This window comes from Alteromonas aquimaris, from assembly GCF_026183695.1.
Taxonomy (GTDB): domain Bacteria; phylum Pseudomonadota; class Gammaproteobacteria; order Enterobacterales; family Alteromonadaceae; genus Alteromonas; species Alteromonas aquimaris.
Genome location: NZ_JAPFRD010000006.1, coordinates 100,836 through 120,216, shown reverse-complemented (window position 1 = coordinate 120,216; position 19,381 = coordinate 100,836). Strand labels below are relative to the sequence as shown.

The 19,381-nt window shown below is 42.1% G+C and carries 13 protein-coding genes; all 13 read right to left on the bottom strand.

Annotated features, from left to right (window positions below; genetic code table 11):
- Window positions 1–227 precede the first annotated feature (227 nt).
- Window positions 228–1,934, bottom strand: coding sequence for a glycosyltransferase family 2 protein (locus OPS25_RS06150; RefSeq protein ID WP_265616771.1), 1,707 nt, complete (start codon window positions 1,932–1,934; stop codon window positions 228–230).
- A gap of 75 nt (window positions 1,935–2,009) precedes the next feature.
- Window positions 2,010–3,092: a dTDP-glucose 4,6-dehydratase gene (gene rfbB, locus OPS25_RS06145; RefSeq protein ID WP_265616770.1), complete on the bottom strand. Its 1,083-nt coding sequence runs from the start codon at window positions 3,090–3,092 to the stop codon at window positions 2,010–2,012.
- 3 nt (window positions 3,093–3,095) lie between these two features.
- Entirely contained in the window at window positions 3,096–3,968 is an 873-nt protein-coding gene (rfbD, locus tag OPS25_RS06140; RefSeq protein ID WP_265616769.1) for a dTDP-4-dehydrorhamnose reductase, read from the bottom strand.
- Entirely contained in the window at window positions 3,969–4,523 is a 555-nt protein-coding gene (gene rfbC, locus OPS25_RS06135; protein ID WP_265616768.1) for a dTDP-4-dehydrorhamnose 3,5-epimerase, read from the bottom strand.
- Between the two features lie 47 nt (window positions 4,524–4,570).
- Complete coding sequence (gene rfbA / locus OPS25_RS06130) at window positions 4,571–5,449, bottom strand: glucose-1-phosphate thymidylyltransferase RfbA (RefSeq protein WP_265616767.1); 879 nt, start codon at window positions 5,447–5,449, stop codon at window positions 4,571–4,573.
- A gap of 419 nt (window positions 5,450–5,868) precedes the next feature.
- Window positions 5,869–7,875, bottom strand: coding sequence for an FG-GAP repeat protein (locus OPS25_RS06125; protein ID WP_265616766.1), 2,007 nt, complete (start codon window positions 7,873–7,875; stop codon window positions 5,869–5,871).
- Window positions 7,876–8,024: 149 nt separating this feature from the next.
- Window positions 8,025–9,122, bottom strand: coding sequence for a hypothetical protein (locus OPS25_RS06120; RefSeq protein ID WP_265616765.1), 1,098 nt, complete (start codon window positions 9,120–9,122; stop codon window positions 8,025–8,027).
- 92 nt (window positions 9,123–9,214) lie between these two features.
- Window positions 9,215–11,242, bottom strand: a complete 2,028-nt coding sequence (locus OPS25_RS06115) for an FG-GAP repeat protein (RefSeq protein ID WP_265616764.1) — start codon at window positions 11,240–11,242, stop codon at window positions 9,215–9,217.
- Window positions 11,243–11,429: 187 nt separating this feature from the next.
- Window positions 11,430–12,188: a hypothetical protein gene (locus OPS25_RS06110; RefSeq protein WP_265616763.1), complete on the bottom strand. Its 759-nt coding sequence runs from the start codon at window positions 12,186–12,188 to the stop codon at window positions 11,430–11,432.
- A 35-nt stretch (window positions 12,189–12,223) separates the two neighbouring features.
- Window positions 12,224–13,279: a GSCFA domain-containing protein gene (locus OPS25_RS06105; protein ID WP_265616762.1), complete on the bottom strand. Its 1,056-nt coding sequence runs from the start codon at window positions 13,277–13,279 to the stop codon at window positions 12,224–12,226.
- 343 nt (window positions 13,280–13,622) lie between these two features.
- On the bottom strand, window positions 13,623–15,536 hold the full coding sequence (locus OPS25_RS06100; protein ID WP_265616761.1) for an FG-GAP repeat protein: 1,914 nt from the start codon (window positions 15,534–15,536) through the stop codon (window positions 13,623–13,625).
- A 112-nt stretch (window positions 15,537–15,648) separates the two neighbouring features.
- Window positions 15,649–16,431, bottom strand: coding sequence for a heparin lyase I family protein (locus tag OPS25_RS06095; protein ID WP_265616760.1), 783 nt, complete (start codon window positions 16,429–16,431; stop codon window positions 15,649–15,651).
- A gap of 53 nt (window positions 16,432–16,484) precedes the next feature.
- Complete coding sequence (locus OPS25_RS06090) at window positions 16,485–19,355, bottom strand: glycosyltransferase (protein WP_265616759.1); 2,871 nt, start codon at window positions 19,353–19,355, stop codon at window positions 16,485–16,487.
- Window positions 19,356–19,381: the final 26 nt, after the last annotated feature.

The following is a 19,381-nucleotide window of genomic DNA, read 5'->3' as shown; positions in this document are numbered from 1 at the left end:
TGGGGAATACGTTACTCTCTTGTTCATTGGCTAATTCTCTCAAGATAATTAGCCTCCGACAAACCCGGTTTGATTCAAGATTTAACTTTTTTCAAAATTTATTATAAAGGGTCACTCTTGATAAGCACAAACATAACACCCTTTTAATTAACATTATTTTCACTAAATTAAACTTAAGCTCTCTACTTTCGAATTTAATTTACTTTGAAACTATCAAATTTATTGTTCTACTCCTTTATCGAAAAGTTTTCTCGCCTAAGGGTCAAGTTGGGGTTGTACGCAGGATCATGCTCAATATAGCTGACCCAGTTTGTTTGCAAGAAGTCCAGCTCCTGCTTAAACCGCTGTGCCTTTTCAGGAGAAATATCAAGGCCCCTTGAGATACTTTCATAATGAAACATTTCAGCTTCTGCGCAATACAGGTTATGTACACCGGTTTCTCGCACCCTTAAACAAAAATCAACATCATTGAAGGCTACTTTGAGATTGGATTCGTCCAGGCCACCGACTTCATTAAAAAGTGTCTTTTTGACCAACAGGCACGCTGCTGTGACCGCTGAGTAATTGTGAGTTGCAACGATCCTCTTTAAATACCCAGCATGATTCCGCGGAAAATACTTATGTGCGTGGCCTGCCCCGCCACCGTACCCAAGCACAACACCGGCATGTTGAAGGCGACCGTCGGCATATAATAGTTTTGCTCCTACGCAACCTATATTAGCGCGCATGGCATGGCCGGCCATATACTCGAGCCATTCAGGTGTGATTATTTCGATGTCGTTGTTAATCAGCCCTATGATTTCACCTTTTGCGTGTTTCACCGCAAAATTGTTGATGGCCGAATAGTTGAAAGGATAAGGGAACTTCAACACTGTTATTTTAGGGTCGCGATTGAGCTGTTCAAAATAAGCCAAACATGCTGGATCGTCTGAATTGTTGTCCACCAGGATAATTTCATAGTTTTGATATGTGGTTTTCTCCAAAATAGACTCTATACATCCTCGAACCAGCTCTTTACCGTTATACGTAGGAATAATAAGCGAAACTAAGGGGGCGGTATGAAGGGGCCACATCAGGTTAACAACGGCGTTATTCTTATCTACCGTGCCAGCCGCTTTATCTGCAGGTTCATTAGCCAGTGCGACTAAGTCAATTTTATCCTCTGCATAGCTTCCTGGGGCAGCAAGAATAGAATAGGGAATATGAAAAACTGCGCTTTCGTTCGCCAATCCAAACTTAGCAAGCCAGCAATAGTAATTATTGTTTAGCGGAAACCGCTGTAACCATTCGACGGGGTTTTGCAACCATATCGCCGTTTTAATATAGCCCGTCGACAACTGCAGATCAGGATTCCAATCCGGCAACAGTTGAGGGTCAACGGGTGTTCCTTTTTTATCCACGTAATGCCAGTCAAAATAAGTAACCTGGCCTTCCAGCGAGGCGTTATATTTTGTCAGTGTTTGTAGCAAGCGTTTGGTATCTACGCTTTCCCCTTGACGAATTAATAATGCAGGAGTGCTATCGATGTCTGCAAAAGTTGAGAAAGGCTTAACGATAATGTGATTATTGATAGCTGCGCTGATTTGAGAAAATATTTCATCCTCCACAATTAGCGTAACAATTGCTAAATACTCTTCGTCAAAAGAAGTGATGGTGTGCAAAACTTTAGTCGCATTATCGCCAGCAATAACAACCTGACATTTTGTCTGGGTTATCGCATATTCTGAGAGCTCACGTGCTTGCTGATTTAATCGTTTATTATAAAGCGCCTGCAATTTTTTAGGACTGGGAAATCCGAAAAATAACCCTGACCGCTGTAACGACCGACTATAAAATTCAGTTAGCCGAGCATTTTTTTTAAGACTCTTCTTGACCCCCACGGGCAATAGTCCAACGGCAGCTTTGACAGTCAGCATCGAGAGTTTCTTTATCATTCTAATTTCCCAACCCAAAATAAAAATACCGCTAACAAGCGGCATTTTTTATTTTAACATGAAATATGTATAAGACTAATGGCCTGTGCCGAGTCTCTCTCCCTGATAGCTTCCATCCAGTACTGCCTGCCACCAGCTTTCGTTATCTAAATACCATTGCACGGTTTTTCGGATACCGCTTTCGAACGTTTCCTCAGGCGTCCATCCTAGCTCTCGTTCTATCTTCGAAGCGTCGATAGCGTATCGCATATCGTGCCCTGGTCGATCTTTAACGAAGGTGATCTGCTCTTCGTATTTCGCCTCTTTAGGTTTCAGTTCGTCCAATATACGGCAAATAGTTCTCACGACTTCTATGTTTTTATTTTCGTTATGACCACCAATGTTGTAGGTTTCACCTATCTTCCCTTCCAATGCAACTAGTACTAAGGCGCGGGCGTGGTCTTCAACATATAGCCAGTCACGAATTTGATTGCCTTTACCATAAACCGGCAAATCCTTACCCGCCAATGCATTCAATATCACTAGGGGGATAAGCTTCTCCGGGAAGTGAAATGGACCATAATTGTTTGAACAATTAGTTACTAAGGTGGGTAATTTATAAGTTCTTAACCATGCCCTTACAAGTTGATCTGAAGATGCTTTACTAGCCGAATAGGGTGAGCTGGGTGCATACGGCGTTTCTTCAGTAAATAAGGGTAGTTCCACCCCACCATCTACATCGTCTGGATGTGGTAAGTCACCATACACTTCATCGGTTGAGATGTGGTGAAATTTAAACGTCCCCTTCTTAGAGTCATTTAACAAAGACCAATAGACTCTGGCTTCTTCGAGAAGTGTGTAGGTTCCCACCACATTTGTTTGAATAAATTCACCTGGGCCATCTATCGAGCGATCCACATGGGATTCCGCGGCCAAGTGCATTACAACGTCTGGCTGGTGTGTATCAAACACTCTTTTTATTTCGCTGGCGTTACAAATATCTACTTTTTCAAAGTGATACCTTGGATCGTCAGAAACGGAAGTTAATGACTCTAAGTTACCAGCGTAAGTTAACTTGTCCACATTCACAACATGGTGTTCAGTGTTATTGATTAAGTGTCGGACAACCGCTGAGCCGATGAATCCGGCACCACCCGTTACCAATATTTTTTTACTCATTATTTATAACTCTTTATTGTCGTACAGTTCATCCAACATATTTGATAATTGTATACGCCAATGTTGAAGATGAAGAGGTTTAAAAGCCTCACGGCTCAGTGTTTTGTCTAAGACACTGTAGTGGGGCCGCTTGGCTGGAGTGGGATACTGAGATGATGGAATGGGTAGAATAGGAATTGCGGAAGATAAGATCCCTTTGCTAATTGCCAGTTCCTGAATTGCCAGGGCAAAATCATACCAGCTACAAACACCTTCATCTGTCCAATGATAAGTACCTGCTATTTTTTGCTGTGCTGATAATACACATACTTCAGCGAGCCCTTTACCCCAAGTGGGAGTACCAACCTGATCATCAATTACCGTCAACTGCGGTTTTTCACGCATCAATCGCAGCATCGTTTTGACGAAATTATTACCGTGTGATGAATAAACCCAGGCTGTTCTAATCAGGCAACTTGCGTTAGGTAGTATTGAAAGTACCGCCTTTTCGCCTTCTGCTTTCGTTTCACCATACACCCCTTGCGGCTCAATTGAGTCATCAATGGTGTAGGGTGAGCCTTTTTCGCCGTTAAACACATAATCGGTGGAAACATGCACCAAAAATGAATCGTTGGACTTGCAATAGGATGCTAAATTGCTGACGCCTTCTGAATTGACAGTATGAGCCGCGTCGCGGTCCGTTTCTGCTTTATCTACTGCAGTATATGCCGAGGCGTTTATAATCGCGGTGGGTTGAACTGTATCGAGCGTATTCGTTAAATTGTCTAGATCCGATATATCGATGTCGTCTCGACCCAGGTAGGTAGCGTTCGTTCCTAAAATTTTTTGCAACTCAAATGAGAGTTGGCCTGACTTCCCTATGACAACAATACTCATTTATTGGCCTTCAAACGCAGGTGCATCTGCAAAAGCTAATCCTTCGGCATCTTTGGCGGACAGGGAAGGAGGTTGCCCATTCACCAAAGGCCATTGTATACCAATGGACGGATCATCGAATTTTATCGATATCTCAGACTCAGGATGATAGTAATCCGTACATTTATAAACAAACTCAGCAGCTTCACTAGTAACATAAAAACCGTGCGCAAAACCTGCTGGAACCCAAAGTTGGCGTTTATTTTCTGCTGAAAGCGTAACGCCAACCCATTTACCGAAGGTCGTCGAATCTTTGCGCATATCCACGGCGACGTCGAACACTTCGCCACTGGTTACTCGAACCAATTTTCCCTGGGTCTGCTTTAACTGATAATGCAGCCCACGTAAAATACCTTGTTTTGATTTAGAATGGTTATCCTGAACAAATTCTACGTCTGCGCATTCCTTTCTAAACCAGTCCGTACGAAACGTTTCCATAAAAAATCCACGTTCGTCGCCGAACACCCGGGGTTCGATTATTTTGACATCTGGAATGTCAGTACTTATTGCTTGCATGTAATCGCTTAAATAGTAAGTTTGCTTTGGAAGGAAATTGTGTAGCGTTATTTTACACGGTCATGAATGACTTTGAGTAGATAATCGCCGTATCCGCTTTTTATAAGTGGCTTCGCGAGTTCTTCTAGTTGCTTAGCGTTGATGTAACCTAATCTAAATGCCACTTCTTCCGGACAACATATTTTTAGGCCCTGACGTTTTTCAATCGCAGCGACAAAGTTGGCTGCATCGAGCAGGCTATCTAATGTGCCGGTGTCCAGCCACGCTGAGCCACGTCCCATCAGTTCAACTTTAAGACTGCCATCCTGCAGATAAAGGTTATTCAAATCGGTTATTTCTAACTCACCTCGATGAGAAGGTTTTACTTGCTTGGCAAAATCGACCACCCGATTATCATAAAAATAGAGTCCAGTTACGGCATAACTGGACTTTGGTTGGGCTGGTTTTTCCTCTATAGAAATCGCATTCCAGTCATTATCAAAATCGACTACGCCATAGCGCTCTGGATCATTAACATGATAACCAAACACGGTTGCCCCGTGCTCCTGGGCGAACGCATTCTTTAACGAAACCCTCAAATCGTGGCCGTAATAAATGTTGTCGCCCAATATCAGCGCACAACTATCGGTACCGATAAAATCCTCGCCAATAATAAAGGCTTGCGCCAAGCCATCAGGGCTGGGTTGTACCGCATACTGAATATTTAAACCAATAGAGGCGCCATCGCCCAACAGGTCAATAAATCTAGACTGCTCGTCTGGGGTTGTAATAACTAATATATCTCTTATCCCAGACATCATTAACGTAGTTAAAGGATAGTAAATCATTGGCTTATCGTAGACAGGCATAAGCTGCTTACTTACCACTCTAGTGAGAGGGTGAAGTCTGGTGCCTGAGCCGCCCGCCAATATAATTCCTTTTCTCACTGTTGATTCCCCCTCAATGGATTTGATATACCGATCATGAAATGAGTTATAGAGATAAAATAACGTCATTTCTAATTTACTACTTAGCTCATCGATATAATTATCACATAAATCGAGCAGTTCGTGTTTGCAGATTTGTTCTGAGAGTGAATTTTAACCGTAATGACATTTTAAAGGTTAGAAAGTTATTTTAGAAAATAACAATTCGAGAGCACATGCTCTCGCACTTCTTAATTCAATTTAAATACATCGTTCTATCTTCATTTACGATGAATTGTCTAAATCAGTGGAGCTCTCTCGCTGTAAGATAAGTGAGTAATTACGAAAAAAAAGTCCATAATGATATATGGACTTTTAGGTATTAAAAATATCCCAAACATCTAAGTACTAAATGTTTCACATCGCCAGTTAAATGTTACTTAATAAAGATAAACTGCGCCCGAACTTCTTTTTTCGCCCTCTTCAGCAGGGTCGCTATTGACACCGCTTCCTCCGCCACTTTCAGTATCAGAACTGACAGCCAATGTACCATTGTCAGACAACTTTATCGCATACCCAAAGCTGCTATAAATACTAGTGTGCTTTGGTTTGATGTAACTTGTGTGTTCCCAGGAACTGTCTTCATTTATTTCAAAACCAAAAACTGCACCGTCTTGAATTTTGACGTTGGAATCAGGTTTTTCTGAATAAACACCAAGTGCGTCATAGCGTTCACCAATTGCTCCAACGAACATCTTATTTCCATCTTTTGAGAGAGCGACCGAATAACCGAATCCATCATCACTTTCGGCGTCATAAGGAGCTGAAAGCTCATTCGTACTTACCCATCCGCTCTCATCAGGCTCGAATACATGCACTTTACCAGCTCGCTCGAATCCACCATTTTCGCCCACCACTATTTTGGACGCACTTCCAGCGATTGCTACCGCATCTCCAAAGTAACTTTCAAGGACAGGATTAGCACTTTTTAGTAATGCTGTTTCACTCCACTCGTTATTGATTTTTGAAAACACATAAGCAGCCCCTTCGTAATAAGTTTCACTCATTTCTCCATCATCAAATACGACAGCGCCGTTTTTAGGCGCCCCTACAACCAGGGTTTCACCGCCATCAGATAGGTCTATTGCGTCCCCAAACAGATCATTGACTTCATTATTGGAGCTAATCAATACCGTTTTACGACTCCAATTATTGTCAGTCATTTCATAAACGTAGACAGTATTACGAAGACCCACACCTTCAATGTTGTGCGCTGAAGTCACGAATAGAGATGCACCGTCTTTGGAAATTGCCACTTGACTTCCAAACTGGCCATTTTCTACTGATTCAGTTGACTTTAGATAGTGCTGTAATTGATAAATGCCTTCTTCATCTTTTATGTAAACGTAAACCGCTCCAGCGTCTTGCAGTAAATCATTTTCCGCTTCCAAGACACTATCCGAACTGCCATCTTCCCGCGGAGCTCCAACAACAAGAACCCTACCGTCCTCTGTAATCGCCACAGCGGAACCAAAGTTATCGTCAACTCCGGAATTAAAAGCTTTAACGTAAGCAGTTTGCTGCCAGCTATCAATTTGATTTTTTGTAAAAACGTAAACCGCGCCTGAGTTTTCTATATCATTGTTATCTTTCGCTTCGTCGTGCACACTTTCGTCTTCACCTGGAGCCCCAACAACAAGCGTCGTTCCATCCTCAGAAAGCGCGATCACACGGCCAAACTGGTCGAACTCATCGGGATTAGACGCCTTAAAATATCCCACAGCTTGCTTAAGGCCGCTTTCAACAGTTGCCGAAGAAGATGATGTGCAACCCAATTTATTACAGGCTTCAACCACGAAGCTTGCACCAACATAGTCGTATAAAGGCACTTCCATAGAAAAAGTAGAAGTGGTTACTCCATTGGCAACAGCTGTATAGTCAGTTTCATTGATTTCTTCCCCATCTTTGTCAACCAAAACGTTGTAGCTGGTAACATTCTCAGGGGATGTCCAACTAACTTCTAATGACTTTATACTATAAGATAGGGAAACTTGCGGTGCATCTGGTGTGGCAGTACAAACTACCTGAACGTCGGATACGTTGGAACTCTGAACTGTCCCTGTTCCATTCTGTATTTGACAATCCTGTTCGGGATTAGATGGTAGAGAACAAATAGTAACATTGTAGTCAGTTTGGGACTCAAGCCTGGTGGCAAACGAAAACACACCATTGTCTGGGACTTCTAAATTATCTTGACCATTATTCTGAAGAACAAAACCAGTTCCAACAACGCCCTCGACATTCACAGAAATCGAATATGTTGGTGCAGGTTCGGCGCTATCACTGCCACTTCCGCAACCTGTCAACAGGCCACCACTGAGCAGGATTAGTAAATTAACTGAAACTTTTTTAAGAGGAAGAGATTCACGCATTAAGTAAATATCCATTTTAATAAATTCTCCAATATTTTATTTGCCCACTAAGAGATGCCATGATCAAACAAGTATTTTTCAATTAAAGTGAGCAGCCAGACGAAACAGATTTCGTCCGGTATCATTTCTCGAGAGCGATTCAAACAGTCACACTTTGTACTTATTTACCGCAACAACGCCAGCAGTTTGCTTTTATAGTAGCTGGCTTCATAACGAATTTTGATAGAAAGTGGAATTGATTTTTCTATCATACTGAGCTTTTTGCTATGATTCTCCTCAATAACTTTTTTGCTCTGATTTTTCACCCATAAATAAAGCTGCTCTGCATTATTATTTTCGTAACGTATAAACTCATTAAGTAGCTTTTTAAAATCTTCATCCGACAATTCCTGCACTACTCTCTTAGGCTGAGTGTAAGTCGAACATAGCGCTAAAAGCTTATCGGCATCTTTAACCGGGTATTTGGCACAGAAGCTATTTAGATGCTTTAGCATATTTGACTTACATCTGGCGAATTCTTCCTGAGAAAGTAAAGAATATTTTTGTTTTTTTAAGCTGCCTTCGTGCTGCAGAAATGAGTCTAGTCGTATTTGCATATCGTTGAGTGGATAATGGTTAAACCAACGTTTGAATTCTAAGCCTTGCGGGGAATAAGACGTATTCACCCATTCTGACTCAACGCTAGAATTGTCTGCTGATACGGATACATCTATCGCTGAAAGAAAATCTGCGATAATGGATTTGCCTTCGAATAAACTCTGAGCGTACGGTCGGAAAATAAACTGATCCACCCCGACCTTTTTGATTCCCTGCTCCAATATTCTCAACGTTCTTGAAAAAGATCGTTTTGGTAGCGAAAATTTTGCTGCTCGTCCATGGCGTTTTACTCCCTGATTGTAGCCAGACTCGATCACTTCCAGGCCAAAGCGGATGTAACCGATATATAATGCATCTGGAAAATGTAGGTGTATTTTACTCAAATACTTAGTGAAAAATTCGGACGACAGCAAAACGGTGTGGCACTTGGCATTTCGCGCTTTCAGGTAGAGCGCTTTCACTTTATCGTTATCAACAATTAATTCACTTGCTGAATTGAGTTTGGCGATATTCCAGAAATTACCTGAACTAACACCGTTTTCGTCTATCTCGTGAGGAGGATAATAAACTCCCTCTTCGATTAAATGTTGCCTATTTTCCAACAGCCATTTTTGAATAGCTGATGAGCCTGTCTTGTGAGGGCCGATGTGAATAATAGTACGCATTGAACTTATTAAAGGAGGTTAGTCGCCATGAACTTGTCAGCGAGAGAATATAGGTGCATCAGATGGCTGAGTCAACTAACACTCCTCGCTACTTAGTACAGATACACTGCCCCAGACTCTTCCATTTCTGCAAAATCCACCTCGCCATTAATACCCGAAGCACTATTACTTTCAGCTTCGGCAGTAACAGCCAGTGTGCCATCGTCCGCCACGACAATTGAGGAACCAAACTTCATGTCAGGCTTGTTCTGTTTCGCCTTTATGTAACGGTAATGTTGCCAGTCATTACCTTCATCAAGGGAGTACACGTACACCGCACCGGTCTTATCACCTTTGATTAAATCGACATCTTTAAACGCCAGGCCTTTTTGTACCCCAGATTCTGCTGTCGCCCCGACAAACAGCATATTGCCGTCTTTACTGAAAACAACAGAAGCTCCAAACAAGTCTTCATCTCCTGCGTTATCAAGGGCCTCCAGTTCGTCAGTCTTAACCCATCCTGTGGAGGTCATCTCATAAACGTGAACCCGACCTTCTTTGTCAAGTCCTCCCTGTGCGCCAACGGCAACCCGTTCACCCGTTGTGGTGATGGCTACTGATGAGCCAAAAAAGTCATTCATATTTGGAGAACTATCTTTAAGAATTGCAGCTTCATTCCAGTTCCCATCGGAATATGAAAACACATACGCCGCACCATGATAATAAGTTTCCCCGCCAGCTTCACGCTGAACTTGTCCGGCATGCTTTGCGCCTACTACAAAAGTGTTTCCATCATCAGCAAGCGCAAGAGCGTTCCCAAATCGATTCTCTGTATGAGCATCCGACGCCTCGATTTTTGAAGTTTGGTTCCAGCTTTCCCCTACCTTTTTGAAATAATAGACTACGCCAGAATCGACGAGCTCTGCTGACTTATCTTTAAAAGGTGCGCCAACTACAAATGCACTACCGTCAGGGAGTAACGCAAGAGAGCTTCCGAATTTATCGAAAATTGAAGCATCATCAGCTTTCACATAGTGAGCTTCGTTCCACTCGCCCTCTTCATTTTTTTCGAAAACGTAGATTGCGCCCGCATCTTCAGCTAAATCATTATGAAGGTGTAGTTCGCTATTGGCATCACCATCTTCACCCGGTGCACCCACAACTATCAAACTACCGTCTTCTGAAACTGCGACTGACGCACCGAAATTGTCGTTTGCTCCCGCGTTGGCAGGTTTCAGGTAAGCAACCTGCTTCCATCCTTGCACGCTATCATTTACGAACACATAAACGGCACCTGCGTTCTCTGTATTGTTTAAATTCGGTTCACCTGCATGGCTGCCTTCATCTTCTCCGGATGCGCCCACGACCATGGTTTTACCATCAGCTGAGATTGCCACGGAACTGCCGAAGTAATCCAATGCGTTTGGATTGGATGCTTTAAAGTAACCAATTGCTTCGCTTGTGAAATAGAGATGGTCATTTTGTCCCCAGTCGGCACAACGCTTCTCGTCGCAGGATTCAATTCGAATATCCATCCACGCATACTTATACAGGGGTAACGTTAGTGAAAAAGCAGTTTGGGTGAGATTTGTCGCCAAATATTGGGGTTGCTCCGATTCCTTGCTTCTCCAGTCAGAAGTAACATATTTATCTGCAACAACATTATAGTGTGTAGCTCGCTCGGCTTCGTACCAGTCGATCGTGACGGTTTTTATTCCGTAGCTAAAATTTTTAATATTGGTTGCTTCTGGGTAACGGGCACAACTCAACAAAATATCAGTTACATCAGACGTTTTTACAGTGCCGCTTCCATTTTCAACGGAACACTCGTACTCCGAATAGTAGTCGTCAGCCTGAGCCGGGTAGACTTCATATTTCTCATTAGCGTTAGCGACCGTCTCAAATGAAAATGCACCGGTGTCAGAAATGACATTTGACTCGTAATGAACCTCTCCCACTTTCAGAAAGATGGTGAGCGAACCGCCTGTATAACCAGTTACTGTTCCACCTATAGAATACATGTCAGATGGCGGCGCAGAGATTGGCTGCTCTGACGATTCAGGACTTTCGCCGCTTCCTCCACAACCACATAAAAGTAACGTTAAGGTAAGGATTAATGAGAACGAGGAGGGCTTAAACATTCTTTTACTACTTCCATGGTAATTACTAACCTTCTTACTAGGCGTTGACCTTAAAAAAAAATTTGATTCTTTGTAAAGACATAGAGCCGTATTTAATCCCTCACAGTCATCCGCAGTATCTTCGCAGGTTCTTGTACTGCCTGCTCCATTATCCTGAGATCTGATTACAACGATGCCTGATAAAAAGTTAACGCACTTTTTGTCGTGAAATTTTATTTAAAAGCCTGCGGAGCGCTCCTGATTTGGCCATTTTTTCAGATTCATAACTCTCTTCAAACTTTTCAAATAATTCTTTTAAAAAAATCAGGCCAAACTCTTCGTTCATGTGCTTGCGATCCAAATCATTATGAAGTTGACCACTTCTTTTAGCGCTGACATCTAATTTCATTGAACCTTTTGAAAAGCGAGAGTGCGTACTCCTGGCATTACCAACAAGCGTTTGCTTAGGTTGCATCACCAACTCACAATTCAGCTTGCTAAAATAGTGCTCATTTGAGAGGGAAGTGCCGTTTGCATAAAAGTTATAACTCTCCTCGCTAAGAGGTATGGTATCGCTTTTTGCGTGTACTGGCATAGGGTTATGACCAATGAATACTCTCTTCGAACTTCCCTTTCTAATCATAGAAAGTATTCTGTTAGCGAGCCTGGGTTCAAATATATCTGCTACGGTTTGCCTTACGACTGCGCCTGAATAAAATGTATCTTTGATGTAATAGGCGTTAATGCCTAAACCATATAGAAAAAACATATCGTAATCTTTAAGAACAATACTTTTCTTTCCACCGGAGGTAAATTCCAAAACCTTTTGCAAACTTGGCGTAATTGGTACTAGTGCGCCTTCATCAATTTTAATATCTCCTATGGCAGTCCCTCTAGCTGCGAAAAAAGTAACGCTAAATTTCTTCTTAAAGGACGCTTCAAGGCTGTTATCCCAGGCTCGTTTCAAAGCACCAACGTGACTATTTCCTATTATACATACCTTCATTTTTTAAATGCGTCCAAGAGTTCTTCTTCACAAACAGCATCTTCTGCTTCTTCACTTGTTGGAGGAGAAGACGGTGAACTAGAGAAGCTAACATCCCCAAAACGCTTTTGAATGCATTCAAAAAATGAATTCATGACAAAGTTGACTCCAAACGAACTCACATTTCTCTGATTTGGTTCGAAAAAGGCTCCTTTAAAAACAGGACTGTTGATAATTTCATACGAGGGAAAGTAATCAATGTACTCGTTTTGCACAGCAAACTCATGTGCTACAGCTCTTAGCGTAGATTTCGCAGCCATTGTGGCTAAGACCACATGTTGCCCTGTGTAGGTGGCGGTAAGTGGCACAGGAGAAACTGTGAGAATAAAACGTAATTCTGGATTTATTTCCTTCATCATATTTATAGAGTCAGATAATGCATGATACGTTCTGGAAAAGGATAAATTTTCAAACTTATGTTTTTCCGGGTCGAAATCCCCCGCCACTGTGCCCGGGCACATCGGGTATTCAACCCCTGTTTCCTCGTTATGCCAGCTTTCGGTAAGCCCTAGTGTAAAAACAAACACATCAGCATCTTTAATCGACTGATGAAAAGAGTTTACTGTTTGTAATAATGACTGTCTGGCTTCATGCGCAGATTGGAATCCATCAGGTTCTATCCTAGGCCTAAAAGGATCAATGAACCTATTTCCCGATACCCATGTCTCATCTGAGATTGACGTTGGATCTATGCACCACTTGATCCACTGCTTCAACAATGTAGTCGTGTATATATTTCCAGTTCGTGAAGAAAAAATATCATAATTAAAAATTTTACAATTTTCTGAGGAGAGCCCCACTGGTGGTTCTTCTGTTCTATGCCAGTTAAACCCCCTCTCTTTTAACGCTCTTCCAATATGCTGGGCAAAACAAGATCCATAAGTAACGACCTTATGGTTTTGTTTGAGGTGAAATTTCGGACTCCACAGTTCTGAAATCGCAAACATGTTTCTATCTGCGACAGCTAATTTCCAAAATGCATTATCGCCTAAGTTTTTATAAGGATTCGTCATAGTTTCACATGTTGATTGGTTTATTACGCAATGTAATTTAGATAAAAATTGTAATTGCTATGTATCGCTTAGGTGATTAACCGCCCGTCATCGTACCACGCAATCTTGAATGTTTTCATTACATAACAAACAGCGTTGATTGAGGAAGCGACGCTTTGATTATTATGCCCTAATTGTTCAACACCAGGAAGGTCTTCAGTAGACACATGGATTTTTATCTAAGTCATAACATCTAACTTAAAAAACGACTACTTGTAATAAAATAAGTCCTATGCCTTTTCATGCTTGCATGGACAGTGAAGACCTTCACACTTCGCGTTTAAAGTAGGTAAACGTTTATTGCCTAGTATAAATATACAGCCCCTGCATATTCCTCACTGTTATCCGTAGCGTCTCCATTGATTCCCGTCGCACCGCTTGACTCATCGTGAGAGCCAATCACTACCGAGCCATCTTCTGCAATCGCAACCACACTTCCAAATGCATCGTATTTATTTACGGCCTTGGCTTGTAGGGTGGCATGTTTATACCATTCATCGTTGGAATTTATTTTATATACATAGGCAGCGCCGACATCTGCTTCCGTCCCACCGCTCTTTCCCGACCGCTCTTTGTAAACACCCGACTGCAAAGTATCGTCATTTGGATTTGTTGCAACTAATGTTTTACCGTCTTTTGAAAGAGAAAGTGATTGGCCCAGATCACTGTTCCTATCTTCTGTCAGCGAATGAGTTGCCTGCCACTTATCCGCTATCTTTTCCAGGACGAAAATGGTTCCTTCCTGATTATGAAACATATAACCGTAATCACCAGGTTCTCCGATGGCTATCACATCGCCATCACCAGAAATGGCTACTGAATGCCCTAGGTGCAAAGATGCCGCATCATAAAGTAATGGATCACTATCTCGTTCGAAGATAAACTCTTCTGTCCATTGGTCATTTGCAAATGTGAAAATATAAGCACGACCCAAGTAATAGTCATGCTCCGTTATCTCATATCCATCGTCATATTCTTCACTTTTTATATTTTCTTTTGGTGCACCAACTATCAATACATCGCCTCGATGAGATAATGCTATGGATGACCCAAAATTGTCATATCCTGACGATTCAGAAGCAGTTAAGTAAGCAGTTTGCTGCCACTCACTATTATTTCGGGACATGATATAAACCGCTCCAGATCCTGGGTAAACAAATTCATTGGATCTGGAATCCAGAGTCGGGTCGCCCCCATCAGCACCTATTGCGAGAATGTTTCCATCTGAAGAAAATGATAAGTCAGAACCGAAGTTTTTATCGATATCTGAGTTAGTAGGCTGAATATTTGTCTGCTTTACCCAGCCACTATCATTTCGAATATAAACATCAACCCCTCCGTTACTGATAGCTGTAGCCGCTAGAGTCAAACCATCAGACGATATCGCAACTTTCCCTGCACCGCCTGCTGCATCGTAACTTATCTCTTGTTGATGTTCCCAATTGGAGTCAGGGCTTTTTGAAAAAATGGTGACGAGATTCCAACTGCTCACCACTAACGTATCCCCGTCTCCGGAAATCGCTACATCAGCACCAAACAGATATGTTTTGTCATGTTGAGAAGCTTTAAAATAGCCAATTGCTTCCTTGAGATCTTCGCTCACAAACTGTTCCTGTGACTGAGAGCAACCAAACTGGTTGCAAGCATCTACTTTAAAACTTGCGCCAATGTAATTGTAAAGCGGAACCTCAATACTTATTGAATTCTCCGTTATTTCATCGCCCCACATTTTATATTCGAATGCATTTCCTTCACCATCCTGGTCAACCCAGACCTTATATGTTTGTGCTAATTGATCCTCCTGCCAGGATAAATCAAATGTTTTAATGTCATAATTTAACGCAATAGTAGGAGTATCCGGCACGCTGGTACAAGTAACCATGACAGAAGACACATGGGTAGATGCTATAGCGCCTTTACCATCAGAAACTATGCATTTTTGTTTTGGATTTGAAGGCTGAATGAGTACGGTTACTTCGTAATTTTGTTTAGACTCTAATGGCTCTGTAAATGTAAATTTGCCAGCCTGATTAACCTGCAAATTATCGCGACCATTGTTTTGGATAACTAAACCTTGTCCAGTTAAGCCTTCTACAGTTCCACTAACCATATACGTAGGGTTTGGTTCATCTGAGCCTCCACACCCAAACATCAGCAAAGCTATTGCTGAAACAGTGATGGTTGGAAAACGAAACGAAGAGATGTGATTCAATTCCATTTAAATAAATTCCTTAATAAAAAAAGTTACATCAGCAGACTTATACTACCGTTTTTTTTGTCACTAGCCAGGATGAATTTAGACGTTTACAAACTAAAAAAATTTAACCGAACTATTTGACATTTTGCTGCCATGGGCTAACCGCTTCAAACGTGTTTCCTATACGGATATCGTCGTATCCTACAGAGTGACTTTTCCCCGGTTCCGTTGCTTTGTAAACACCAAACTTTAGACGAAACCTTTGCGGTATGTCTTTAGTTCCTTTACACGCTTTTGTTTGAAAGCCATACGCTGCTTTTGAAACAATAGGAGCGGTATCTGGAGAATGCCAAACGGAGAATTCACTTTCTTTTCCGGAGGGATCTACGATGCCTTTGACGACGAATGAGTGCCATTCACCTGGCTTCAGTTCGAACTTTGCCGTGCTTGCCGACCGCGTGTCTCCTCGAGTCATAAAATTGATGTTATGGCTCGTTCCTCTATCCATTCTAATACCAGCGATAGGAGAGTTGGGGGCACATTGCCACCACTGCATTAGATAATAAAATTCGTTGGTGACATCACTGTCTTCCGGTACTTTAATTTTAAATCCCATATAAACGGGCTTTTTAAATTCAAACCATTCACGTGTTAGCGCTAATTCAGTCCTGGTTCTACCTTTTTTGTTATAGTCAGGATTAGTTTCGAAGTGAATGAATTGCTCGCCTTGTTGATCAACTCGTATATCAGGAGAAACTCCTGCTCCGTCGCATTTTCCTCTTAGCTGCAATTTGCCTTCAACAAGGTCTCCACCGCCGTTAGAAATGTTACCGTTGCATTGCTCACGTTTTCTAATTTTAGTTTTGGCTTGTTTATCTAACGTAATTGAATAAAGAGGCGTTGTTTGCGCAAACACACATGATATGCAAGTTAAGCTGAATAATATCAAGATGATTGTAGAAAAATGATTCATATTTTACTTCCATTTAAATTCAATCGCCCCACGGCAATTTCCAATTGATTAGCCATCTTGCGCAAAGAAAAATTTTCCTGTGCAAATAAACGACCTTTGTTACCGTGTTCAACAAGCAGCGCTGGATCGTCAATGATTGTTTTCAGAATAGTAACTATTTGATTCAAACTACCTTCTTCAACTAAAAAGCCGGAATCACTTTGCTCTATTAATTCAGTTATGCCACCCAGTTTATAGCTGATAGGCACGCGCCCTGAAGCTAGCGCCTCTGCAACAGTTCGGCCAAATGTTTCTTCTACTTTTGAAAGACTCAGAACAATATCGAGTTCTTTTAAGGCCAATTGAGGTTCGGCCACATAACCACCGAATGTAACCAAAGACGGGGTGCTCATCAAGCTTTTGAGCTCACCACTTTCAGGGCCATAACATACAAAATCCACATTCAATATTGCACGACCGCACAACTCGCTTAATGCAAAAAAATCTCTAATCCCTTTCTTTTCCGTGTTGCTGCTGAGCATACCCACACGAAGATTTCTATGTTCAGGATCGAAGTCAGGCAAAGGTAATTTTATTAACTTACTAATCTCAACCCGGTTCGTCACTTCAATTAAATGTGGTGCACCTCTGTGATCACCCATTTGACACAAAAAGTGGTTATGCCATTTATTGAATACGAATTGTGAGTTAGTGATGATGACGTCAGCCATACTTAAACAACGTGCAATCCATTCCTTTTCTGTGGCGTTCAACGTTTCCTGTAATTGCTTATCTAAGCCCAGCAGCTCGCGGCAATGTAATATTAATGGCACGTCTGATTGGTTGGCTACTAATGCGCCACCTTCTACCACCGTACTATTGCAATGAACGAAATCAATTTTGTATTCTTTTATTAATGTTGAATAGTGAGAAAGCGTTTCCGTTGATGCGAGCTTTCCCATTTGCCACCATCCATCAGGGATGACAGCTATCACACTAACCAGTGTTTTTATCTCCTCAATGTAGTCATAATTAATCGCTGAGGGTAATGCCAAAACTACATTGATATCCAACATCTTATAAGCATGGATTAAATCGAGCAGACTTCGCTCTGCACCGTAGAGTTTCTCACCTACTGCATGTCCAATCAGTAAAACAGTATTACAGGACGTTTTTAATTGCTGCTCGCCCAACAGATTGAATGACCTATCGTACTGCTCACCGAAAACTTCAAAAAGAAATCTATCATCAATATCAGCGCATTTTACCCCTGCTTTAAAGGCAGCTAGTGAGATGCTTAAATTTGGTGAAGGATCACGCCCTTCAAAAATGCCCACAGCTAAGAAGTGCTTAATTGGCTCAATCAATACCCCTTGCAGCTCAGGGTATCGACTTAAATACCACCCTGCATCCCACAGTCCCGAATAGCGAATAAAGTCTTCTATACTCCATGATTCTTCGCTCTGCAATTGGCCGCGCACCAGTTCTGTGGGCGCAGGAAAGCGTCTTACATTAATGTTAAGTGGCATGTAAGCCGAGGCGCCAGAACGTATCTTGTCATGCCAAAGTGTAAAGCTATCAATATAGTCTTTACGGATACCATAAAATTGCGAACGAAAATGCGTTGATTCCGTCTGTGTTAACGAGCCAGCTTGATTTCTTCCGAATGACAGCGGCACGCCAGGCATCGTCTCTACTACGGCGTTAGCGCCGAAGACGGCCTGTAATCTATAGTAAAACTCAGTGTCAGCTCCGGCTTTAATCTGGTCCCAATAACCCACAATTTCTAGCGCTTTTCGCGTTATCATTAACGACGAAATATTTAAATGAACAAGGGATTCTTCATATCGCCATCTGGAAAATTCCAAGTCGGTCGAACAGCGCACCCAATGCGATACACTTGCGTTTGCGCCAGTATGCTGTAAGTCCTTAACCTGCTTTGAAATCTTTTGTGGATGAGACCAGTCATCGGCGTCGTGTACTGTTAAAAAATCGCCACTGGCTAAAGACGCACCAAGGTTCCTGCTTGCATATGCGCCGCAGTTTTCAGCCTGCTTAACCAGTCTAAATACTCGAGCGCGTGTAGAAGCTTCTGTGGACGACATAAACGCTTCGATCACTTCAATTGAGGCATCTGTACTACAATCATCAACAATAATGATTTCGAGATTACCCCAGTCCTGGTTATTTAATGCTCTTAATGCAGTGGTCACACATTTTTCCGCATTAAATACCGGTACGATGACACTTACCAATGGACATTCTGTTGAAGCTAACGGCATATCTACCGATAAGTTATCTATCGAAAGCGCGTTGTTTGAGGCAGTGGAAAGCGCAGCTAAATTAGCATTTCCAAAAATCTGATTTAACCATTTCAATTTTACGCTATCAGATTCACCAGCTTGCATGGCAAGATTACAACGCAGTAAATTCCAGTCTACCGGTGGAATCTTATTTGACCACTCCGTTAATGCATTCATCGCTTCTTCACATCGTGAAGTGCGGATAAGTGAATCAACCCAGCCAATGTGCACACCTGCATGCGCAGGGAAATAAACTTCTGAAGAAATTAACGCTTGAAGATGTGTATACGCTGCTTCGAAATCCCCTTTATGAGAGAACCATCGAGCACAGGCCCAGTTTGCAAAACTACTAACGATCGGAGCATGCTCCGTTGAATATGCTATTTTCTGAAGCCGACAAAGCGCAATATCGTAAGCGCCTGCCCACAATGACTTTTCAAATGCTTGGGCAGGATTTTCAATAGGTAATCGACCTTCTTGCGCCCCGTGTAATATGTAGTGAAGATAAGGATCTTGCCCGGACTCAGCGACATCCGGGTAGGCGTTTAGATACCAGTTTGGATCAAAACCATGTGGAGATGTCATTAGTTCCCTAATCGCCACGCGGTTTT